Genomic DNA, 16,891 nt, shown 5'->3' with positions numbered 1-16,891 from the left:
AGGACGACGACAAGTACACGCGCGGGGTGCTGGGGATCGCGACCGGGTCGGAGCGCTACCCGGGAGCGGCGGTGCTCGGCGTCGAGGCGGCGGTGCGGAGCCGGTGAGCCGGGCCGCGGGCGTCGCTTCCTCCAGGACAACGGCGGCGGTCCCGGTTCGGTTCAGCGCTCGTCCGACGGGCGTGTCAGCGCAGGAGTGCGGCGACCACTCCGGGCAGGTGCTCCGCGATGTCGAGCGCGGCGATCGGGCCGCCGGCGGAGGCGCTCCGTCCGGCCTCCGCGTGCAGGACGGCGGCCGCGGCGGCCACCGGGGCGAGGTCCTCCGCGGTCAGAGTCGTCCCGGCCGCCTCGGCGTCCGCGGCCCGACCGGCGAGGAGTGCGCCGAGCACGCCGCCGAGGACGTCGCCGCTGCCCGCGGTCGCCAGCCAGGGCGTGGATCCGGAGACCTCGAGCTCGACGCCGCCCGCGACGACGTGGGTGGTGCCGCCCTTGAGGAGCACGCAGACTCCGAGGCGGTCCGCCGCCCGGCGCGCCCACTCCCCCGGGGCCTCGGCGATCGTCGCGGCGTCCGCGTCCAGACCCGCTCGGCCGAGCACTCCGGCGAGCTCGCGGTAGTGCGGCGTGATGACGACCGGGCCTGCGGCCTCGTCGATCAGGTCGAGCGCGCCCGCGTCGAGCACCACCGGGACTCCCGAGTGCAGCTGCTCGATCAGGGTGCGCCGCTCCTCGTCGCTGCGGTCCTCGGCGGCGTGCTCGGCGCACTCCTCGCCGGTCGGGCCGCGGACGCCGAGGCGGCCGGGACGACTCTGACCGCGGAGGACCTCGCCCCGGTGGCCGCCGCGGCCGCCGTCCTGCACGCGGAGGCCGGACGGAGCGCCTCCGCCGGCGGCCCGATCGCCGCGCTCGACATCGCGGAGCACCTGCCCGGAGTGGTCGCCGCACTCCTGCGCTGACACGCCCGTCGGACGAGCGCTGAACCGAACCGGGACCGCCGCCGTTGTCCTGGAGGAAGCGACGCCCGCGGCCCGGCTCACCGGCTCCGCACCGCCGCCTCATCGGGTGCTCGAAGCGAGCACCTCTACCGTCGGATCCGCCGCGTCCGCCTTGACCAGGAGAACAGACATGACCGCGAAGACCACGACTCCCGCCCGCTACGCCCTGACCCTCCTCGCCGGCGCCGGCACCCTCGCCGCGCTCGCCGCCTGCTCCAGCACCACCACGACCGGGAGCGACGCCGCCGACGCGGCGACCACCACCGCTCCGAGCACCGCCACCAGCTCCGCCCCCGAGGCCACCGGCGCCGCGTCCTCCGCCGCGAGCGGCAGCAGCTACGCCGATGGCACCTACGAGGCCGAGGGCGCCTACACCTCGCCCGGAGGGAACGAGAAGGTGGGCGTCTCGCTGACCCTCGCCGACGGCGTCGTCACCGACGTGACCGTGACCCCGGAGTCGGAGAACCCCACCGGCCAGCAGTACCAGTCGCGCTTCGCGGGTGGCATCGCGGGCGAGGTCGTCGGCAAGCAGCTCGACGAGCTGAAGGTCTCCAAGGTGTCGGGGTCCTCCCTCACCTCCGGCGGCTTCAACGACGCCGTCGAGACCATCAAGGCCGATGCCACGGCCTGACGCCCCGACGGTCCTCGGCCACGCGTGGCGGTTCGACGCGATCGGCACCGGCTGGCAGATCGACACCGCCGAGCCGCTCGAGCCCTCCCACCGCTCGCGGGTCGAGGCGCGCATCGCGGAGTACGACCGCACCTGGTCGCGGTTCCGTGACGACTCCGCCGTCTCGCAGCTGCGGGTCGGAGGCGAGCACGTCTTCCCCGACGAGGCGGCCGACCTCTTCGCACTGTACGACGTGCTCGACGAGCTGACCGGCGGGGCGGTCACCCCCTTCGTCGGCGGCTCTCTCGAGCAGCTCGGCTACGACTCCGCGTACACCCTCGTCCCGCGCGGACCCGCCGTCCCCGCTCCCTCCTGGGCCGCCGCCCGTCGCGGGGCGGCGGGACTGCGGGTCGAGCCCGGGACCGTCGTCGACGTCGGCGCCGCGGGCAAGGGCCAGCTCGTCGACCTCGTCCTCGAGGAGCTCGACGGAGCCGGGCCCGCCGTCGTCGACGCGAGCGGCGACCTCCGGGGCATCGGAGCCGGACCCGTCCGGGTCGGCCTCGAGCACCCGTGGGACCCGAGCAGCGCACTGGGAGTGGCGGTGCCCGGCGACCGCGCGCTCTGCGGCTCGGCGAGCAACCGCCGCGCCTGGGGCAGCGGCCTCCACCACGTCCTCGACGGGCGGACCGGAGCTCCGGTCGAGACCGTCGTCGCCACCTGGGCGGTGGCCGACACGGCCCTCGTCGCCGACGGGCTCGCGACCGCGCTGTTCGTCTGCCCGCCCGAGACCCTCGCCGAGCGCTTCGACTTCGAGTTCGTCCGCGTCCGCAGCGACGGCACCCTCCACTACTCGCCTTCCTTCCCCGGAGAGGTCTTCCGATGATCGGCACCTTCGACCGCGCCCTCGGCCGCGTCACCACCTACCGGCTGGTCTGGATGACGCTCGCCGCGCTCCTGCTCGTCGCCGTCGGCTACGCCGCAGCCGGCCTGATCTTCTCGACGCCGCTCGAGATCCTCGGCACGACGCTGGTCGCCGTCGCCTCGACGGCCCTGGTCAGCGCGGTCCTCGCGCGGCTGTTCCGGAGCCGTGCGCACCTGGAGTCCTCGCTCGTCACCGGTCTGCTGATCGCCTGCCTCCTCTTCCCGACGGCCGATCCCCGCGGGCTCGCCGTGATCGCGCTCGTCGGCGCGATCGCCGCCGCGTCCAAGTACGTCCTCGCCTGGCGGGGCCGCCACCTCTTCAACCCGGCCGCGGTCGCCGTGCTGATCATCGGCTTCACCGGGCTCAACGCCGGAGCCTGGTGGATCGCCAGTGGCGCGATCTGGCCGTTCGTCGTCGTGGGCTCCCTCCTGATCGTCGCGCGGGTCCGCCGCTGGGCCGTCTTCGCCGTCTTCGTCGTCGTCGCCGGCGGGGTGTCCGTGCAGCAGGCGGTGCAGAACGGCCAGGACCTCGGCGCCGCGGCGGCCCTGGTCCTCACGGCCTACCCCTTCGTCTTCGCCGGCGCCTTCATGCTGACGGAGCCGCTCACGCTCGCGCCGCGCCGCTCGCAGCAGCTGATCATCGCGGTCGTCGCAGCGCTCGTGGCGAGCGTTCCCTTCCACATCGGCGTCGTCTCCGCCACTCCGGAGCTGGGCCTCGTGGTCGGCAACGCCCTCGCGTTCGCCTTCGCATTCCGCCAGCGTCGGCGGCACACGCTCGAGCTCGCCTCGACCCGCGTGCTGGCGCCGGGCATCGCGGAGTACCGCTTCCGCTCCCGCTCGCCGCTGACCTTCGAGCCGGGCCAGTGGCTCGAGCTCGACCTGCCGCACCGCGCCGACAGCCGGGGCAGCCGGCGCACCTTCTCGGTCTCCTCCGCTCCGTCCGACGGCGAGATCGCGATCGCCCTGCGGATGCCGGAGAAGGCGAGCAGCTTCAAGCGCGCCCTCGCCGCTCTGGAGCCCGGCGACTCGCTCCGGGCGACGAGCGTCGGCGGTGACTTCGTCCTGCCGGCCGATCCCACCGTGCCACTGCTGCTGGTGGCGGGCGGCATCGGGATCACCCCGTTCGCCAGTCAGCTCCGCTCGCTCGCGGACGGTCCGCGGCGCGACGTCGTCGTCGTGGTCGCCGCGCCGAGCCTCGCCGAGGTCGCGTACCGCGACCTGCTGCAGGAGTCGGGGGCCCGGGTCGTGCTCTGCTCGAAGGAGGCGCCGACCGACCTGCCCGCACGGTGGTCGCACGTCACAGGCCGACTGACCGCCGAGCTGCTCGCGGACGCGGTGCCGGACGCCGGCCGCCGCGTGGGCTACGTCTCCGGGTCGCCGTCGTTCGTCGACTCGGTCCGCGGCGCCCTGCGCGGTGCCGGGGCGAAGCGGATCCGCACCGACGCGTTCGCCGGTTACTGAGTTCGTCGGGTCGCGACGCCGTCTGCTGACGCCCGGCGGCGACCGACGCCGCCGGGGGACCGATGCCCGGCGGGAGCGGCGCTCTCAGGCGGGCTCAGGTGCTGCCAGGGTACCGTTCAGCGGCCCCTCTACAATGACGCGGTGCCGTCCTCCCCTCCTCGAGCGTCCTCCCGCCCCCTCGCCCGGCTGCGCGAGAACCGCGACTCCGTCGCCGTGCTCTGGGGCGCCTTCGCGCTGGTGCACGTGGTGCTCTCCCTCCTGGCGCTGTTCGCTCCGGGTCTGCCGATGGGCGACGTCAGCATCGTCTACAAGGAGTGGATGAGGACCGCCGTCGAGGGCGGCGGCATCGCCGGGATCGACACGGGCTGGGTCTACCCGATCCTCGCCTGGGGCCCGATCGCCGCCTCCTGGCTCTTCGGCTCGGCGGGCTACGACCTGATGTGGCTCGTCCTCGTCGCGCTCGCCGACGCCGCCGCCTTCGCCCTGCTGCTGCGCGGCCGGTCGGCACCGCGCCTCGCCGCGGGGCGCTGGTGGCTGCTGTTCCTCGTCCTCCTTGGGCCGATCGCGATCGGCCGCATCGACGCCTTCACCGCGCCGCCGGCCATCGCCGGGATGCTCTGGGCGGCGACCCGTCCGGGCGTCGCGGCGCTGCTGCTGACCGTGGCCACCTGGATCAAGGTGTGGCCGGCCGCGATCCTCGCCGCTGCCGTGCTCGTCCTGCGCGGACGGCTGCGGATGATCCTCGTCCCCGCGGTCGCCTCCGTGATCATCGTGCTCGCGGTCGTCCTCGTCGGCGGCGGGGACCAGGTCTTCAGCTTCGTCACCGATCAGACCGATCGGGGCCTCCAGATCGAGGCCGTCGTGAGCACTCCCTGGATGTGGCTGTCGGTCCTCCCGGGATCGGGGAGCTACGTCTACTACGCCGCCGACATCAACACCTTCGAGATGCACGGGCCCGGCACCGAGTTCGCGGCGAGCCTGATGACCCCGCTGCTCGCTCTGGCCATGCTCGGCGTGGCCCTGCTGGGTGCCCGTGCTCTCGCCCGCCGGGCCGACCCCGCCAGGTTGTTCCCGCTGCTCGCGCTGACCTTCGTGGTCGTGTTCATCGACACCAACAAGGTGCTCTCGCCGCAGTACATCGTCTGGCTCGCGCCGCCGGTGATCGCCGGGCTGATCGCGTGCCGCGACGGCGCGTTCGACCGGCCCGCGAAGCTGACGCTCGTCACTGCGGCTCTGACCCAGGTGGTCTACCCGTACCTCTACCTCTTCCTCCTCTGGTCGCACTGGTGGATGGTGCTCGTGCTGACCGTGCGGAACATCCTCCTCGTGGTGCTGCTCGGCTGGCTGCTGCGCGAGCTGTGGAGGATGGGGACGGCGCGGGTCGTCGCACCCGGCGCCACGACTTCCGCGTCGTCGCTGACCGGCGAGACCCGCCTGGCGCCCCAGGGCTCGTAGGCTCGGAGGGCGCGGGGCCGGCACGCGGTGCGCGCAGTCAAGGAGGCACCCATGCTCGTCGCATTCTCGGTCGCACCGTCCGGGGGCGAGGCGCCCGACGCGTCCGTCCATGACGCCGTCGCCGCCGCCGTCCGCATCGTCCGCGGGAGCGGCCTGCCGTCGCGGACGACCTCGATGTTCACCGAGATCGAGGGGGAGTGGGACGAGGTCTTCGACGTCGTCAAGCGCGCGACGGAGGCCGTCGGAGCGTTCGGGACGCGCGTGTCGCTCGTCCTGAAGGCGGACATCCGCCCCGGCTACTCGGGCGAGATCGACGGCAAGATCGCCCGGCTGAACGACGCGCTGGGGGAGTAGCGGGTCCTCGCCACGACCTCTCGTGTCCGGGCGTGCTCGAATCGATTCGACATCCGTCCGATCCTGAGTAGCCTTGACCGGTGACGCTCTCGCCCGCTCGGACCCGCCTCGCCCTGCTCGCCCTCGCGATGGGGGGCTTCGGCATCGGCTCGACCGAGTTCGTCGCGATGGGGCTCCTCCCGCAGCTCGCCGCCGACCTCCTCCCCGGGGTCTGGGCCGCGAGCCAGGAGCAGGCCGTCTCGCAGGCGGGGATGCTGATCTCGGCCTACGCGCTCGGTGTCGTGGTCGGCGCCCCCACCATCGCCGCCGCAGCGGCGCGCTGGCCGCGCAAGAGGCTCCTCCTGACCCTCCTCGTCGCCTTCACCGTCGGGACGATCGGCTCGGCGCTGCTCCCGAGCTTCCCGCTCGTCCTCGCCGCGCGCTTCGTCGCCGCGCTCCCGCACGGCGCCTACTTCGGCATCGCCTCCCTGGTCGCCGCCGACCTGATGGGTCCCGGCAAGCGCGGCAAGGGAGTCGCGTTCGTCCTCTCCGGGCTCACGATCGCGAACGTCATCGGCGTGCCCGCGATCACCTGGGTCGGGCAGGTGGCCGGCTGGCGCACCGCCTACCTCGTGGTCGCGGTGCTCTTCGCGCTGACCGTCGTGGCCGTCCAGCTTCTGGTGCCCGCGCAACCCGGGAATCCGGCGGCGACCGTCCGCAACGAGCTGCGGGCGTTCGGGCGCCTGCAGGTCTGGATGACCCTGCTCGTCGGCGCCATCGGCTTCGGCGGACTCTTCGCGATGTACAGCTACATCTCGCCGCTCGCGACCGAGGTGACGGGCCTGCCGCTCGCCGCGGTCCCGTGGATCCTGGTCGTCATCGGCCTCGGGATGACCGTCGGCAACCTCGTCGGCGGCTGGGCCGCCGACCGCGACGTGCGGCGGGCGCTGGTGGTGTTCTTCGCAGGCGTCGGCGTCTCGCTGATCGGACTCGCGCTGTCGGCCTCGTCGGTCGTCGGCCTGGTGGTGTTCGCGTTCCTCTCGGCGGGCTTCTCGGCGGCCGCGTCGCCCGCGATCCAGACCCGGCTGATGGACGTGGCGCGCGACAGCCAGACGATCGCGGCCGCGCTTAACCACTCCGCCCTGAACATCGGCAACTCGGTGGGTGCCGCGCTCGGCGGCCTGACGATCGCCGCCGGACTGGGCTACCTGTCGCCCATCTGGGTCGGCGTGGGCCTGACCGCGGCCGGAATCGTGCTCGCCCTCGGCAGCATCGCGATCGACCGCGCCCGGGGCACGGTCTACCCGGTCCACCGCGAGCCCGCCCAGCCGGGCACCGGCGGCATCCCGGTCGACGCGCTGTAAGCAGAGCGCGGCCCGGGCCTCTGGAAGACTCTCGGCATGCGCGCCGTGAGCTACTCGTCCTTCTCCGCCCTCCCCGCGATCGTCGAGGTCCCGGAGCCCGTCTGCCCCGTCGACGGCGTCGTCGTCCGCGTCGCGGCGACCGGGGTGTGCCGGAGCGACTGGCACGCGTGGAAGGGTCACGACGACTCGGTCGTCCTGCCGCAGATCCCCGGGCACGAGTTCGCCGGGACGGTGATCGCGACGGGAGCCCAGGTGTCGCTCTTCGCGGTCGGTGACCGGGTCACGGCGCCGTTCGTGTTCGCCTGCGGCGACTGCGAGCAGTGCCGGGAGGGGGCGACGCAGGTGTGCCTCCGGCAGCAGCAGCCGGGATTCACCCTCGACGGGTCGTTCGCCGAGGCGGTGGCCGTGACGGGTGCGGACCTGAACCTGGTGCGCCTGCCCGACTCCGTCGGCTTCGTCGAGGCGGCCGGTCTCGGCTGCCGCTTCGGGACCGCGTACCACGCCCTGCACGAGCGCGGCCGGGTCGCCCCGGGGGAGTGGGTCGCGGTGCTGGGCTGCGGCGGAGTCGGCCTCTCCGCGGTGATCGTCGCGCTCGCGGCCGGGGCCCGCGTGGTGGCGTCGGACGTCTCCGCCCCGGCGCGGGAGGCCGCGGCCGCGATCGGGGCGGTGACCGTCCCCGGAGGCGAGGGTGCCGCCGAGGCGATCCGGGCGGCGACCGGAGGAGGGGCGCATCTGGCGGTCGACGCCGTCGGCAGCAGGGTCACCGCGGAGGCGTCGATCGCCGCCCTGCGTCCGCGCGGCCGGCACGTGCAGGTGGGTCTGCTCCTCGGGCCCGACGCGGCACCGGCGATCCCGCTCGGCCGGGTCATCGCCCAGGAGCTGGAGCTGCTGGGCAGCCACGGCATCGCCCGGAGCGGCTACACGGCCCTCCTCGACGACATCGTCGCCGGCCGTCTGCGCCCCGCCGACTCCGTCGGCCGCACCATCGCCTTCGAGGACCTGCCCGACGCCCTCGCCGCGATGGACGCCCCCGCCGCGACGCCCGGCATGACGGTCGCCGTCCTGGCCCCCTGACGCGAGCCCGCAGGAGCACTCGCAGTCCCGGTCCGGTGGGTCTCGATGCCCAGCGTCCCGCGGCATCTCGACCAGCATCCACGCGTTGTCCGTGCCTGGCGGGTCTCGATGCGCCGCGTCCCGCGGCGACTCGACCGGCACGACTCGGGCACGCCCGCCCTGCTCGACTGCAGGAGCAGGTGGCCGCCGCTCGACGAGGTGGAGCCCGCCGACAGTGATCCGCGTGTCAGCGCATCGATGCCGGGCGACGCGCCCCGCTCTGCGGAACGCGCCACGTCGTGAAGCCGATCGCGCCGTGGCGGGCGGGGACCGCCGCGCCCTCGTGGAGCCCGCCGACAGTGATCCGCGTGTCGGCGGATCGATGCCGGGCGATGCACCCCGCTCTGCGGAACGCACCACGTCGTGAAGTCGACCGCGCCGTGTCGGGCGGGGACCGCCGCGCCGTCGTGGAGCCCGCCGACAGTGATCCGCGTGTCGGCGGATCGATGCCGGGCGACGCACCCCGCTCTGCGGAACGCACTACGTCGTGAAGTCGACCGCGCAGCGGCGGGCGGGGACCGCCGCGCCCTCGTGGAGCCCGCCGACAGCGATCCGCGTGCCAGCGGATCGATGCCGGGCGACGCACCTCGCTCCGCGGAACGCACCACGTCGTGAAGCCGACCGCGCCGTGGCGGGCAGGGACCGCCACGGAAGAGGACTCAGTCCGTCTCGATGAGGATCCCGTCGTGGATGGCGCGCTTGCGGAGCGCCACCTTCGTGCCGACGTCGATGCCGACGACGCGGTACTTCTCGCGGATCCGCTTGAGGTACGACTTCGCCGTCTCCTCCGAGATGCCCAGCTCGAACGCGACCGACTTCACCGGCTCGCCGCCGCCGTAGAGGGCCATCACGCGGCGCTCCTGCGCGCTGAGCTTCGGCGCTCCGTCGGAGTCGCCGGTGGAGAGCGCCATGTCGAGCTCGTGCGAGATGTAGGAGTGGCCGTCCTTGGCCGCGCGGATCGCCTCGACGATCATGTCCGCGTCCTCGGTCTTCACCAGGTAGCCGAGGGCTCCGGAGGCGAGCGCCTCGCGGACCACGGCGGGCTCGGAGTAGGTGCTCATCAGCACGGTCTTCACCCCGGTGGTCTTGAGGGTCGAGAGCTTCACCGAGATCGGGATGTTGTCCTTGAGGTCGAGGTCGAGGAGGACGACGTCGACGGGGAACTCGGGGTGCGTGAGCAGCTCGGGCCAGGAGGCGACCGCGGCCACCAGCTGGATGTCGGAGGCGGCTCCGCGGATCCACTCCGTGAGCGCTCCGAGGAGCATCTTGTGGTCGTCCACGACCGCGAGAGTGATCTTCGCGTCAGCGGTGGGTGTCATCGGTGTCCTTCGGTCGGCGGTCGTCGGCGGTCTCTCGGCGGCTGCTCACCGGTCGGCGGGATTCTCGACCAGGCAGTCGATCTCGATGCGGAGCTCCCCGTCGCGCGAGGTGTCGCGGAAGACGCCGACCTGAGCGATAGCCTCCCACGTCGCAGGATCGACGCCGCGCAAGGGCGCGCCTGAGGAGCGGAGCGTGATCGGCACGAGCAGTCCTCGGGCGGCCGTCCCGGCTCCGGGATCGCGGGGGCTGCCCGACTCGACGTGGAGGACCACGGCGAGTCCGGTCGCGCTGTCGGCCATCAGCCAGATCGCCGAGAGGAGCCCGTCGCGCTGCTGGTGCCCGAGGAGTCCGGCGGTGCCGTCCGGGTCGTCGAGCTCGACGAGCGGCGCGAGCAGCTCGGACTCGAGCACGGCATGGTGCAGCCAGGTCTCGCGCCGCCCCTCGATGAGGTGGAGGCGGAGCTGGGTGGCGAGCGAGGTCGCGTGGGCGGCGCGCTGGGCGTCGAGGGGCAGGCGGACCGAGCCGTCGCCCACCTCGGCGAGGAGGCGCTCGGCGGCGAGGTCGAGCCGTGCGAGCTCCTCCGAGGCGAGCATCCCGACCGCGTAGCGCGGGCCGAGCGTGGTGCTCTGCACGAGGGCGCGGTCGATCTCGAGCTGGACCATCCGGCGGAATCCGCGCATCATCACGACCACGACGACGGCCGGCGCGATCGTCACCACGAGGGCGCTGATGCGCACCGAGAGCGCGCCCGCGCCGCCCGACTCCATCGAGAGGAACGCGATCACCTCGGCGATCGCGACGAGGGCGCTCACCGCGAGGATCTCGATCCCGCGCCGGTGGACGATCAGCGCGGCGTGCGCGACGGCGCCCGCGACCGCGGCGGTGGGGACGGTGCGGGCCGCGCCGGAGTCGGTCACGGCCACCAGGTCGAGCACGACGGCGGCTCCGAGGGCGACGAGGAAGCAGAGGTAGACCGGGAGCGGCAGGCGGCGTCCGCCGAGGTGGATCGCGAGGACGGTGGACCCGAAGGCCAGGACGACGAGGACCCAGGCGATCGCCGCGGGTGCGAGGTCGCTGTAGCGGGCGGAGGTCGAGAGGAAGATCAGCAGCTCGTAGGCGAGGATCGCGGCGGCGATGCCGTTGAGGCCGCTGCCGAGGTAGTTGGTGCCGAGCCCCTCCTGCTGGCGGCGGACCGAGCGGGCGGACCGGGAGGAGCGGCCGTGCGTCGCGGGCACGCGTCCCAGCAGCGGGGCCCGCGACTCCGGCGCGGGGCTCACTTGGGGACCTCCAGCACCACGGTCGTCCCCGATCCGGGGGCGCTGAACAGTCTGGTGCGGCCGCCGACGTCGCCGAGCCGGGCGATCACCGACTCCTTGAAGCCGAGCTTCGTGTCGGGGACGGTCGCGATGTCGAAGCCCGCGCCCGCGTCCGTGACCATCGCGCGGACGGTCGTCTCGTCCTCGGTGATCGTCACGTCGGCCGAGGCGACGCCGGAGTGGCGGCGCACGTTCTCGAGGCACTCCGCCAGGGCGAGCACGAAGGAGTCGAGGGCCGCGCCGGTGAGCGCCACCTGGCCGGAGCCGTGCCAGATCACGTCGAGCCCCATCCGGCCGAAGCGGTTGCGGACGGTCTCGAGGGTGTTGGCCGCGGGGGCGGAGGTGACGCTGGTCAGCTGGTAGGAGCCGGACGCGCTCGGGGTGGGGGTCCCGCCGAGCCGGAGCTGGCGCAGGAGCTGCGCGTCCTGCGCCGCCTGCTGCCGGAGCGCGTCGACCGACACTCCGCGGCCCGAGTGCGCGAGGAGCGTGAGGGTGGCCAGCACCGTGTCGTGCAGGAGCCGCGCGCCCTGCCGGCGCTGCGCCTCCGTCTCGCTGGCGAGGCGCTCCACGCGGTGGGCGTTGCCGATGCTGTCGATCCGCCGCACCACCCGCGGGACCGCTGTGCCGATCCAGAGGGCGAAGCCGCAGAGCGTGCCCCAGGGCAGCAGGCTCTGGACGACCACGGTGGGGATCATGGTGCCGCTCGAGACGAGCACCGACGGGATCAGGCTCGGGAGGAGCACCGGCAGCAGCAGGAGCAGGCGGCGCGCGGACGTCGTCACGACCACGGCGATGCTCGCGGTCACGGCGTTCGCGGTGTTGACCAGGACGAACCCGGCGAAGTCGGCGCCCGGAGCGAGCCCCAGGGCGAGGCCCCAGCCCAGCAGCAGGCCGCCGACGGCGACCGCGATCACGCGGCTGCGGCGCCCCGTCCGGGCGAGCTCGACGTGGGCGGCCATCATGCCCAGGAGCAGCGCGACGGCGAACGGCACGGCGGCGGGCTGGAGCGTTCCGGGGATGAGGGCCATGCCGAGCGCCCCCGCTTCCGTGAGCAGGCCGATCCCGCAGGCGGAGTGGCGCAGCAGCCGGTCGCGCTCGCGGGCGCTGCGGATCATCGGCACGCTCTGGCCCCCTCCGGTCGTGGCGCGGGGCTGGCCCCCGTCTCACGATAGCCACTGCCCGGGCCGGTCGGAGCGGTTCGGGGCGTCGAACCGCGCCGGGGTCGGGCGGGTCAGGCCGTCGCGGGATGCGCCAGCAGCCGGGCGAGGTGCGCGCCGACCGCGTCGTCCTCGATGAGGAACCCGTCGTGGCCGAACGTCGAGGTGATCACCGCGACCTCTCCGCCGTCGAGAGCGCCGGGAGCGTGCGCCGCGATGATCCGCTGGCCCTCGACCGGGAAGAGCCGGTCGCTGTCGATGCCGAGGACGAGGGTCGGGCTGGTGATCCGGGAGAGGGCGGCCGCCTCGCCGCCCCGGCCGCGGCCGACGTCGTGCGAGTTCATCGCCTCGACGAGCGTGATGTAGCTGTTCGCGTCGAAGCGGCGCGTGAACTTGTTGCCGTGGAAGTCGAGGTACGACTCCACTGCGAAGCGGCCGCCGCCGCCGAGCGGGCTGAGCCCCGACTGCCAGCTGCGCTCGAAGCGGTCGTTGAGCTCGGAGGGGCTGCGGTAGTTGAGCAGTGCCATCCGGCGGGCGAGCGCGAGGCCGTGGTACGGGCCCTGGCCGTCGCCGGCGTCGTAGTAGGAGCCGCCCGCGAAGGCCGCGTCGTTGCGGATCGCCTCGAGCTGCACGAAGTTGAGGGCGATCTGGTCGGCCGTGGCCCGCGGGGGAGCGGCCAGGACCGCGAGGCGCGCGACCCGCTCCGCGTGGTCGATCCCCCACTCCAGCGCCTGCATCCCGCCCATCGAGCCGCCGATGACGGTGTGCCAGCGCTCGACGCCGAGCAGGTCGCTGAACTGCACCTGCGCCCGCACCTGGTCGCGGATGCTCGTGTACGGGAACCGTGCGCCCCACTCGTGGCCGTCGGGGGCGAGGGACGCGGGACCGGTGGAGCCCTGGCAGCCGCCGAGCATGTTCGGGGCGACCACGAAGAAGCGGTCGGTGTCGATCACGAGGCCGGGGCCGACGAGTCCCGACCACCAGCCGTCCGTCGCGTGGCCGGGATCGCCGCGGCCGAGCAGGTGGGAGTCGCCGGTCAGCGCGTGCAGGACGAGGACGGCGTTGTCGCGGCGCTCGTTCAGCGCGCCCCAGCTCTCGTAGGCGATGCGGGCGTGGGGGAGGCGGCCGCCCGCCTCGAAGTCGAACGGGCCGAGGTCGACGAAGCGGCGTCCGCCCGGGTGGTCGCCGTCGCGCCAGGCTCCGGTGGCGGGCGGCTTGCCGATGACCGAGAGGAGCTGGCGCTCGGTGACGAACGCCGACGGGACCGTGTCCTCGAGTGTCTGCTGCCAGTCCATAGCGCTGTCCATCGTGTCAGAGCGCCGCGGGGCGGAGCCGTTTGTTACGCCCTGCTCCCGCGCTCCTCCGCCCGCGCGCGGAGCGCCCTGACGCGATCCCCGAGGACGGGGACCCCGTCAGGGCGCCGAGGGGCCTCAGGCGTTCGCGCGGGAGGCCTCGACGACGGCGCGCGCGGCGCGGAGGGCCTGGTCGAGGTCGGCGCGGAGGTCGTCGACGTTCTCGAGTCCCACCGACAGGCGCACCAGGCCCGGAGTGACGCCGGCGGTCAGCTGCTGCTCGGGCGAGAGCTGCGAGTGCGTGGTCGACGCGGGGTGGATGACGAGCGAGCGGACGTCGCCGATGTTGGCCAGGTGCGAGAACAGCTCCAGCGAGTCGACGAAGGCCCGGCCGGCGTCCACTCCGCCCTTGAGCTCGAACGAGAGCACCGCGCCCACGCCCTTCGGCGCGTAGCGGTTGGCCGCGGCGTACCAGGGCGAGGTGGGCAGGCCCGAGTAGTTCACCGAGGCGATGTCGGAGTGGTTCTCGAGGTACTCCGCGATCTCCTGCGCGTTCTGCACGTGGCGCTCGATCCGGAGCGAGAGGGTCTCGATGCCCTGGATGAGCTGCCAGGCGCTCGCCGGGGCGATCGAGGCGCCGAGGTCGCGCAGCAGCTGCACGCGGGCCTTGATGATGTAGGCGAGGGAGTCGCCGACCGCGGCGGTGTAGACGGCGCCGTGGTACGACTCGTCCGGCGTGGTGAGGCCGGGGAAGCGCTCGGCGTTCGCGGTCCACGAGAAGCGGCCGCCGTCGACGATCGCTCCGCCGATGACCGTGCCGTGGCCGCCGAGGAACTTCGTCGCCGAGTGCACGATGATGTCCGCGCCGTGCTCGAAGGGGCGGATCAGGTAGGGCGTCGCGATGGTGTTGTCGACGATCAGGGGCACGCCGGCGTCGTGCGCGACATCGGCCACGGTGCGGATGTCGAGGATGTTGATCTTGGGGTTGCCGACGGTTTCGGCGAAGAACAGCTTCGTGTTCGGGCGGACGGCGCGGCGCCACTCCTCGCGGTCGTCCTGGTTCTCGACGAAGGTCGTCTCGATGCCGAGCTTGGCGAGGGTGTACTTGAAGAGGTTGTAGGTGCCGCCGTAGATCGAGGACGACGAGACGATGTGGTCGCCGGCCTGGGCGATGTTCAGCACTGCCGCGGTCTCGGCGGCCTGGCCCGAGGCGAGCAGCAGGGCGCCGGAGCCGCCCTCGAGGGCGGTGAGCCGCTCCTCCACGACCGCCTGGGTCGGGTTCTGGATGCGGGTGTAGATGTTCCCGAACTCGGCCAGCGCGAACAGGTTCTGGGCGTGCTCCGCGTTGTCGAAGACGTAGGAGGTGGTCTGGTAGATCGGCGTCGCGCGGGCCTTGGTCACCGGGTCCGGCGCGGCGCCCGAGTGGATCTGCTTGGTCTCGAACTGCCACTGGTCGGAGTCGGTCATGGTGCTTCCCATCGGATCGTCGGGGTCGGGGACGGGGCCGTTCTCCGTCGCGACGAGCGTACGCGGGGGCCCGCCGGGCGGCCAGGACCGCCGACACACGGGGTAACGGCCGTCAGCGCCGCTCGGGCTGCCGGTCGCGCTTGGCGCCCGTGGGGTCGGCGCGGTCCGGGCGCCGGGGCCTCTCGTCGGCCGCCGGGGCGAAGAGCCAGGCCGCGCGGGGCTCGACCAGCCGGTGGAAGACGGTGCGGGTCCAGCCCAGTGAGAGCGCGACCGAGACCGCGATGCAGAACACGATCATCAGCACGAGGGCGAGCGTGCTCTCCGTCTGCGAGAGGATCCCGGACTCCCGCAGCGGATAGAGGACGAAGCTGTGGAGGAGGTAGACGTACATCGTCGACTGCCCCCAGGCGGTGAGCGGGGTGCGGCGGCGGGGCACCATCGCGAAGAGCGCGAGCGAGAGCACGACCGCTCCGGCCATCAGGGCCAGCCGCACCAGCCCGGCCCACCACTGGGTCTCGCCGAGGGCGTCGTAGGGACGGTCGTAGAAGAACCAGTAGCGCAGGTCCGCCGCGCGGAACGCCTCGATGTTGACGGTCATGACGACCGCCGTGACCGCGAAGAGGACGACGGCGAGGATCCGGGCGAGGAGCACCCGCGACGGCGGCTGATCGAGCCAGCGGTCGACGGCGGAGCGGCCGCCGGGGGCGAAGCCGCGCAGGCGCCAGCCGAACACGAAGAACGGCAGGATCCCGATCGCGCGTGCGAGCGAGAAGGTCGAGTCGATGTTGTCGTAGTAGCTGACCCCGACCGCGAGCACCACGCTGATCAGCAGCGGCCAGCGCAGCAGCGCCAGGTAGGGGAGGACGAGGCGGAAGATGCCCAGCGCGAGCAGGAACCACAGCGTCCAGCTCGGCTTCGTCGGGTTGAACTCCTGCTTCCCCTCGACCAGGAACTGCACCAGGGTCCAGATCGTCTCCATGATCAGGTAGGGCAGGAGGATGTCGGTCAGCACCCGCCGCATCGCGCGCCCGCTCGGGGCGCCGCTCTTGGAGAAGTAGCCCGAGATGATCGCGAACGCCGGCATGTGGAAGGCGTAGATCGTCAGGTAGACGATGAGCGAGGTGTCGGAGTTGGCCGTCAGCCTCTGGACGCCGTGCCCGATCACGACGAGGGTCACGCAGACGAAGCGCGCGTTGTCCCAGAGGGGCACGCGGCGCTTCGGGGTGACGGCTGTCCCGGCGGTCGCGGGAACCGGGTCGGCGGGCGGCACGCGGCCAGACTAGCGTTGGGCTGCGACGACGGAGTCGAGGGTGTCCGAGGCTTGACGGAAGGGGACGGGCGTGGATCGACGCGTTGTCGTGACAGGAGCGAGTTCAGGGATCGGGGCGGCCGCGGTCCGCCTGTTCCGCGAGCACGGCTGGGAGGTCGTCGCCGTCGCGCGCCGGCGCGACCGGCTGGAGGCGCTCGCCGCCGAGACCGGCGCCGGGTACTTCGCCGCCGACCTCACCGACGCCGCCCAGGTCGACGCTCTGCGCGACCACCTCTCCTCCTCCGGGCCCGTGCACGCCCTCGTGAACAACGCGGGCGGCGCGCTCGGACTCGACTCGGTCGAGAGGTCCGACCCCGAGGACTGGCGCCGCATGTTCGAGATCAACGTGCTCTCGGTGAAGCTCGTGACCAGCGCGCTGCTCCCGCTGCTGCGCGCCGGGATCCGGGGGAGCGGCACCTCCGCGGACATCGTGACGGTCACCTCGATCGCCGGCCACGTCGCCTACGAGGGCGGAGGCGGGTACAACGCCGCCAAGCACGCCGCGCACGCGCTGGTCGCCGTGCTGCGGCTCGAGCTGGCCGGCGAGCCGATCCGAGTGATCGAGATCGCGCCGGGGATGGTGCAGACGGACGAGTTCTCGCTGGTCCGCTTCGGCGGCGACCGGGAGCGCGCCGACGCGGTCTACGCCGAGGTCCCCGACCCGCTGGTCGCGGAGGACGTCGCCGCCGCGATCGTCTCCTCGGTGGAGCTCCCCGCCCACGTCAACCTCGACCTGGTGACCATCAAGCCGGTCGCGCAGGCGGCCCCGCACAAGGTCGCGA

General features: G+C 73.3%; 16 protein-coding genes and 1 pseudogene. 10 read left to right on the top strand and 7 right to left on the bottom strand.

Annotated elements, in window-relative coordinates:
- A pseudogene (locus C5C74_RS17925) lies at nt 1-101 on the top strand (NAD(P)H-hydrate dehydratase); the annotation flags it as partial.
- Nucleotides 102-184: 83 nt separating this feature from the next.
- Here the strand turns inward: C5C74_RS17925 and C5C74_RS14935 are convergent.
- The gene (locus C5C74_RS14935; RefSeq protein WP_258064196.1) at nt 185-682 is read right to left on the bottom strand and encodes an NAD(P)H-hydrate dehydratase; all 498 of its coding nucleotides are present in this window, start codon (nt 680-682) and stop codon (nt 185-187) included.
- Nucleotides 683-694: 12 nt separating this feature from the next.
- Between C5C74_RS14935 and C5C74_RS17920 the strand changes: the two genes are divergently transcribed.
- The 8 genes from C5C74_RS17920 to C5C74_RS14900 all read left to right on the top strand — a co-directional run bounded on the left by C5C74_RS17920 (nt 695) and on the right by C5C74_RS14900 (nt 8,209).
- A complete protein-coding gene (locus tag C5C74_RS17920) occupies nt 695-952 on the top strand; it encodes a hypothetical protein (RefSeq protein ID WP_258064195.1) in 258 nt (85 codons plus the stop codon).
- Between the two features lie 169 nt (nt 953-1,121).
- Nucleotides 1,122-1,622 (top strand): FMN-binding protein, encoded by a 501-nt coding sequence (locus tag C5C74_RS14930; RefSeq protein ID WP_104224453.1) that lies wholly within the window; start codon nt 1,122-1,124, stop codon nt 1,620-1,622.
- The gene (locus tag C5C74_RS14925; RefSeq protein ID WP_104351803.1) at nt 1,609-2,484 is read left to right on the top strand and encodes an FAD:protein FMN transferase; all 876 of its coding nucleotides are present in this window, start codon (nt 1,609-1,611) and stop codon (nt 2,482-2,484) included. Before C5C74_RS14930 ends, C5C74_RS14925 begins: the two co-directional genes overlap by 14 nt.
- Entirely contained in the window at nt 2,481-3,983 is a 1,503-nt protein-coding gene (locus tag C5C74_RS14920) for an oxidoreductase (RefSeq protein WP_104287627.1), read from the top strand. Before C5C74_RS14925 ends, C5C74_RS14920 begins: the two co-directional genes overlap by 4 nt.
- 141 nt (nt 3,984-4,124) lie before the next feature.
- Nucleotides 4,125-5,438 carry a glycosyltransferase 87 family protein gene (locus C5C74_RS14915; RefSeq protein ID WP_104351802.1) on the top strand — a complete coding sequence of 438 codons (1,314 nt, stop codon included), beginning with the start codon at nt 4,125-4,127 and terminating at the stop codon, nt 5,436-5,438.
- 51 nt (nt 5,439-5,489) lie between these two features.
- A complete protein-coding gene (locus C5C74_RS14910) occupies nt 5,490-5,792 on the top strand; it encodes a thiamine-binding protein (RefSeq protein WP_104351801.1) in 303 nt (100 codons plus the stop codon).
- A gap of 128 nt (nt 5,793-5,920) precedes the next feature.
- Nucleotides 5,921-7,135: an MFS transporter gene (locus C5C74_RS14905; RefSeq protein ID WP_104351805.1), complete on the top strand. Its 1,215-nt coding sequence runs from the start codon at nt 5,921-5,923 to the stop codon at nt 7,133-7,135.
- Nucleotides 7,136-7,171: 36 nt separating this feature from the next.
- Nucleotides 7,172-8,209, top strand: coding sequence for an alcohol dehydrogenase catalytic domain-containing protein (locus C5C74_RS14900; protein ID WP_104351800.1), 1,038 nt, complete (start codon nt 7,172-7,174; stop codon nt 8,207-8,209).
- 698 nt (nt 8,210-8,907) lie between these two features.
- Here the strand turns inward: C5C74_RS14900 and C5C74_RS14895 are convergent.
- The 6 genes from C5C74_RS14895 to C5C74_RS14870 all read right to left on the bottom strand — a co-directional run bounded on the left by C5C74_RS14895 (nt 8,908) and on the right by C5C74_RS14870 (nt 16,070).
- Nucleotides 8,908-9,567 carry a response regulator gene (locus tag C5C74_RS14895; protein ID WP_104224447.1) on the bottom strand — a complete coding sequence of 220 codons (660 nt, stop codon included), beginning with the start codon at nt 9,565-9,567 and terminating at the stop codon, nt 8,908-8,910.
- A gap of 45 nt (nt 9,568-9,612) precedes the next feature.
- A complete protein-coding gene (locus C5C74_RS14890; protein ID WP_146076851.1) occupies nt 9,613-10,803 on the bottom strand; it encodes a hypothetical protein in 1,191 nt (396 codons plus the stop codon).
- 38 nt (nt 10,804-10,841) lie between these two features.
- Entirely contained in the window at nt 10,842-11,999 is a 1,158-nt protein-coding gene (locus C5C74_RS14885) for a sensor histidine kinase (protein WP_104224445.1), read from the bottom strand.
- A 116-nt stretch (nt 12,000-12,115) separates the two neighbouring features.
- A complete protein-coding gene (locus C5C74_RS14880) occupies nt 12,116-13,336 on the bottom strand; it encodes a homoserine O-acetyltransferase (protein ID WP_104224444.1) in 1,221 nt (406 codons plus the stop codon).
- Nucleotides 13,337-13,471: 135 nt separating this feature from the next.
- A complete protein-coding gene (locus C5C74_RS14875; protein ID WP_104249523.1) occupies nt 13,472-14,800 on the bottom strand; it encodes a bifunctional o-acetylhomoserine/o-acetylserine sulfhydrylase in 1,329 nt (442 codons plus the stop codon).
- Nucleotides 14,801-14,912: 112 nt separating this feature from the next.
- Complete coding sequence (locus C5C74_RS14870) at nt 14,913-16,070, bottom strand: acyltransferase family protein (RefSeq protein WP_258064193.1); 1,158 nt, start codon at nt 16,068-16,070, stop codon at nt 14,913-14,915.
- Between the two features lie 70 nt (nt 16,071-16,140).
- Between C5C74_RS14870 and C5C74_RS14865 the strand changes: the two genes are divergently transcribed.
- The coding region (locus tag C5C74_RS14865) for an SDR family NAD(P)-dependent oxidoreductase (protein ID WP_258064192.1) at nt 16,141-16,891 on the top strand (751 nt) is incomplete at its 3' end.

The sequence above is a fragment of the Rathayibacter sp. AY1E8 genome (assembly GCF_002931415.1).
In the GTDB taxonomy this organism is placed as follows: domain Bacteria; phylum Actinomycetota; class Actinomycetes; order Actinomycetales; family Microbacteriaceae; genus Rathayibacter.
This window is presented reverse-complemented; position numbering and strand designations above follow the sequence as displayed.

Excerpts from the sequence above, each read along its gene's own strand:
- C5C74_RS14880 (WP_104224444.1), bottom strand. The coding sequence starts at position 13,336 with ATGGACTGGCAGCAGACACTCGAGGACACGGTCCCGTCGGCGTTCGTC.
- C5C74_RS14930 (WP_104224453.1), top strand. The coding sequence starts at position 1,122 with ATGACCGCGAAGACCACGACTCCCGCCCGCTACGCCCTGACCCTCCTC.
- C5C74_RS14875 (WP_104249523.1), bottom strand. The coding sequence starts at position 14,800 with ATGACCGACTCCGACCAGTGGCAGTTCGAGACCAAGCAGATCCACTCG.
- C5C74_RS14925 (WP_104351803.1), top strand. The coding sequence starts at position 1,609 with ATGCCACGGCCTGACGCCCCGACGGTCCTCGGCCACGCGTGGCGGTTC.
- C5C74_RS14920 (WP_104287627.1), top strand. The coding sequence starts at position 2,481 with ATGATCGGCACCTTCGACCGCGCCCTCGGCCGCGTCACCACCTACCGG.
- C5C74_RS14885 (WP_104224445.1), bottom strand. The coding sequence starts at position 11,999 with ATGATCCGCAGCGCCCGCGAGCGCGACCGGCTGCTGCGCCACTCCGCC.
- C5C74_RS14910 (WP_104351801.1), top strand. The coding sequence starts at position 5,490 with ATGCTCGTCGCATTCTCGGTCGCACCGTCCGGGGGCGAGGCGCCCGAC.
- C5C74_RS14895 (WP_104224447.1), bottom strand. The coding sequence starts at position 9,567 with ATGACACCCACCGCTGACGCGAAGATCACTCTCGCGGTCGTGGACGAC.
- C5C74_RS14905 (WP_104351805.1), top strand. The coding sequence starts at position 5,921 with ATGGGGGGCTTCGGCATCGGCTCGACCGAGTTCGTCGCGATGGGGCTC.
- C5C74_RS14900 (WP_104351800.1), top strand. The coding sequence starts at position 7,172 with ATGCGCGCCGTGAGCTACTCGTCCTTCTCCGCCCTCCCCGCGATCGTC.